We start from the raw sequence: 3,806 nt of genomic DNA, 5'->3' as shown, positions 1-3,806 counted from the left end.
CGCCGGCATCGACGTTGGAGACCTCGAGCACGCCGTCGGTCGAGCCGATCCCGGGCATGTTCTCTTCGGTGGCGTTGGCCCGGACGAACTCGGCGCCCTCTTTCGACAGTGTCCACAATTCCCGCGCATCCTCGAAGCCGATGCGCTCGATCAGCTCGGCGAGCGGCAGCGCGAAGCCCGGCATCACGGTGCCGAGTTGATTGCCGGAAGCGTTCCAGCCGATGTGGCGGCCCTCGAGCACCGCGACGCTGGCCCCCAGCCGGGCCGCCTCGAGCGCAATGGAGAGCCCTGCAAGCCCCGCCCCGATCACGCAGATATCGGCGTCGAGATCAAACGACAGTCGCGCGCGTTCACGAAAGCCGGCTTCTTCCTGGGACACGCTTGTGAAAGTCTCGCTCATGCCGTTTCTTAGAGCATGATCCGGAAAAGTGTGCAGCGGTTTTCCGAAAAGATCATGCTCAAAACAAAAATTTAAAGCGCGATGGGGATTGTCCTAATCTCATCGCGCTTTAGAGGACTGTGCAGGCCCTTGTCACCTTGCCCTCAACCGGCACCTGTAGATTATTCTGGAACGCATAACGATTCGAGAGTGCCATGCGCCGTTTGATGCTGCTGCGTCACGCCAAGACCGAGACTGACGCGCCGAGCGGCCGTGACCAGGACCGCCGGCTCGACGACCGCGGCCACAAGGATGCCGCCGAGATCGGCGACTGGATGGCCGCCCATCCCCCCTTTCCCGAGGCCGTACTGGTATCGCATGCCGTCCGGGCGCGGCAGACCTGGGACATTGCCTGGGAGACCATGAAGGACCGCGTCGCCGCGCCGCAGGTCGAGGTCCTGCCGGAACTCTACGCCGCCGATCCCGCCCAGATCCTGGAATCCATTCGCACTGCAACCATTCCGGCTGATCCGAGACAATTGCTGCTGGTCGGCCACAATCCGGGCATGCACGAGATCGCCCTGATGCTGACGGGCGGCGGCGATCCGGCCGCCGCCAAGGCGCTCGCCGACAACCTGCCCACGTCGGGGCTTGCGATCTTCGATTTTGACGTCAAGGATTGGGGTGACGTGGCTTACGGCCGCGGTAGGCTGGTGCTGTTCGTCAGTCCAAGGCTGCTTCGAAGCTAAAGCTACTTCGAAGTTAAGGTTGCTTCGAAGCTAAGGCTGTTTCGATCGGGTTGATCGCGCGACGTGCCGGCAAGACGTCCTGACTGGAAGATTTGGAGGCGCAGATGTTCAAGTCCATCCTCGTGCCCATCGACCTCGCCGACACCGACCTGGCCAAGCCGGCGATCGCGACCGCCGCAACGCTGTCGCAGACCTGGAGCGGCGTGGTGCGCCTGCTCAACGTGCTGCCGATGACGCCGGTGATGCTGGCCGAATACGTGCCCGCCGATTTCGACGAGCAGCAGCGCCAGACCTCGGAAGAAGCCCTCGCCATCGTCGCACGCGAGTCCGGCATCGAGCCTTCTCGCATCTCCAGCGTGGTGCGCCAGGGCGGCATCTATCACGAGATCCTGGAGGAAGCCGTGCACATGAAGGCCGAGCTGATCGTGATGACCTCGCACCGGCCGGCGATGCGCACCTACTTTCTCGGCTCCAATGCCGGGCACGTCGTGCGCTACGCAAAATGCTCGGTGCTGGTGGTCAGGCACTGAGCTCGGAGCAATGTCGTGAAGCAATGGTGGCGGAGATGGACGTACGAGATCCCGCTCGCGATCGGCGATGCTTTATGGGAGGTGCTGGTCGTGCAACTGGCCGCACTGCTGGACAGGCTGACGGTGCGGAAGGTGATCGCCTTCACCCCCGTCGTGATCCTCGTACTGGCTTACTACCACAGGATCCCAATCCCGCCGGAATTGATGCTGGTCGGCGACTTCCTCGCCTATATCGACATCTTCTCGGTGCTGATCCTGCTCGGCGCGCTTAGCCGCGTCACGACGATGATGTTCGTCCTTAAACAGGCCGCCGCACGTATCGCCAAGTTCGCGGGCAACGTCGCTGCACATTTGCCGCGTCGGGATGTCCGGCATCGGCGCCAACGCGGCGTAGCGACACGACCTCACCGCAAGCCCGAGCGCTCCGAAGACGATCGAGCTCTCGGCGGTGTTTGGAACCAGGCCGCCTTCGCCTGAGCCATATACAAGCTCGTAGCCCGGATGAGCGAAGCGATACCCGCGACGACTCGTATCACGATTCCCGGATATCGCTTCGCTCATCCGGGCTACGAGCCCTTGCATTGCCCGTCGGGCAAAACACCCAAGCTGTCGGTCAACGCCCGCCGCTGAAAATATTCCACTTTACCGAAATTCGGAAACGGCGTATGTGTCGCCGCAACCCGGCCCAAGGAAGAGGGGCGGATCGCGATCGTCACGAACGCGGGCCGGACAGCGGCGGACGCTGGGCCACACCGGCGCGAATGGTTTCGCAGGGCGGAGCAACCGTGAGCGAAGGCGTCGCGCACACGACCGGTGCTGACAGCGTACGGCAAAACCGTGTCGTCCTGACGCCCGGGGTCTGTGCGTTAGTGCATCGCTCCCCGGGGAGAGCACGGCATAAGCCGTAACGCTGCGCAGGGAAGGCGTGGACGTTTTGGCTTCACCTGTATGCCGCTGTGCAGATTTTTTACTGCAACTTCGCACAGTAGACCGCGGGTGCCAGCCGGCGCCCGGTCTTCCCTGCGTCCTCTTTCATTCGAGGGTGAGGCGATCGAGCAAAGCTCGGGCGAACAAGCCGCGAGCGGGCGAAGGTGTGTCTGCAATGAAAGCGCGAGCTAAAGGAGCGACAGTGCTATCCACAAACGCCCGTCATTGCGAGCGCAGCGAAGCAATCCAAAGTCATTCCGCAGTGGGATTTCTGGATTGCTTCGCGGCGCTCGCAGTGACGATGTTGAAGCAGGCGTGCCCGAAACGCCAGTCTCGTGCCCCGGACGCAGCGCAGCAGCCTCAGAACGCTGCTGCGCGTCCGGGACAAAGGCGAAAGCGTCCTACAGATACCGCGTCAGCTCTGCTTTCGCCTGACCGTAGACCGCGTCCTCGATCTGGCTGCGCGTGATACCGATGTCGCGCAAGGCGCGGTCATCGAGGTCGTTCAGCGTCTTGACGGCGGAGCGGCGCTCCAGACTGTCGAACAGCGCATAGGCGCCGTTGGCCAGCTTGCGGAAAAATCCGTTTGACGAGGATGAGCGTAAACTCCGCCCGGCGGTCTGCGAGATCGTGGTCATTGTCCTTCTCCGGCCTGTTGCCCACGCGGCGAAGCGGATGCCGTTGGCGCAAGCGCCCGAGCGCCTGCACCTCATTTGCCTCGGATTGCTGTCGCTCTCCTCGGCTCAATCGTGAAGCTTGATGGAACTTAAATGCTCCAGTACACTACTCGGAGCAAGTGAAACATTGCTCTCGGTGCAATAATGTCCAAGTTCGAATACGTGAAGCTTGCCGATGCCATTGCTCTCGATATCTCTAACGGCATGTTAAGGCCGGGCGACCGGCTGCCGCCGCAGCGCAATTTTGCCTATGACCGTGGCATCGCGGTCTCGACCGCGAGCCGGGTTTATACGGAGTTGCTCCGCCGCGGCCTCGTCGTCGGCGAAGTCGGCCGCGGCACCTTCATCTCCGGCGCCATCAGGCGCGAGGTCGAGGCGCTGAGCGAGCCGCGCGACGCGCGGATCGATTTCGAGGTCAATTACCCGCTGCTGCCGCAGCAATGGGCAATGATCGCCAAAAGCCTTGCGGGCCTCGAGCGTGTCGAGGCGCTCGAATCCGCATTGCGCGTCTCCACCAGCACCGGGACCAAGAGCGCGCGCAATG

At 62.7% G+C, this 3,806-nt stretch carries 6 protein-coding genes; 4 read left to right on the top strand and 2 right to left on the bottom strand.

The features are described 5' to 3' along the window. The coding region (locus tag IVB32_RS03670; RefSeq protein WP_247409848.1) for an FAD-binding oxidoreductase at nt 1–400 on the bottom strand (400 nt) is incomplete at its 3' end. 194 nt (nt 401–594) lie between these two features. Here IVB32_RS03670 and IVB32_RS03665 point away from each other — a divergent pair. The 3 genes from IVB32_RS03665 to IVB32_RS03655 all read left to right on the top strand — a co-directional run bounded on the left by IVB32_RS03665 (nt 595) and on the right by IVB32_RS03655 (nt 2,135). Further along, a complete protein-coding gene (locus IVB32_RS03665) occupies nt 595–1,128 on the top strand; it encodes a histidine phosphatase family protein (RefSeq protein ID WP_247409846.1) in 534 nt (177 codons plus the stop codon). A 104-nt stretch (nt 1,129–1,232) separates the two neighbouring features. Continuing rightward, complete coding sequence (locus IVB32_RS03660; RefSeq protein WP_007602088.1) at nt 1,233–1,658, top strand: universal stress protein; 426 nt, start codon at nt 1,233–1,235, stop codon at nt 1,656–1,658. 81 nt (nt 1,659–1,739) lie between these two features. Continuing rightward, nucleotides 1,740–2,135, top strand: a complete 396-nt coding sequence (locus tag IVB32_RS03655; RefSeq protein ID WP_247409844.1) for a hypothetical protein — start codon at nt 1,740–1,742, stop codon at nt 2,133–2,135. 851 nt (nt 2,136–2,986) lie between these two features. On the opposite strand, the gene IVB32_RS03650 is transcribed toward IVB32_RS03655, so the two are convergent. Beyond that, on the bottom strand, nt 2,987–3,223 hold the full coding sequence (locus IVB32_RS03650) for a DUF1127 domain-containing protein (RefSeq protein WP_162496269.1): 237 nt from the start codon (nt 3,221–3,223) through the stop codon (nt 2,987–2,989). Between the two features lie 183 nt (nt 3,224–3,406). Between IVB32_RS03650 and IVB32_RS03645 the strand changes: the two genes are divergently transcribed. After that, on the top strand, nt 3,407–3,806 hold a 400-nt coding region (locus tag IVB32_RS03645; protein ID WP_247409842.1), incomplete at its 3' end, for a GntR family transcriptional regulator.

The organism is Bradyrhizobium sp. 23 (assembly GCF_023073295.1).
GTDB lineage: Bacteria > Pseudomonadota > Alphaproteobacteria > Rhizobiales > Xanthobacteraceae > Bradyrhizobium > Bradyrhizobium canariense_D.
This window is presented reverse-complemented; position numbering and strand designations above follow the sequence as displayed.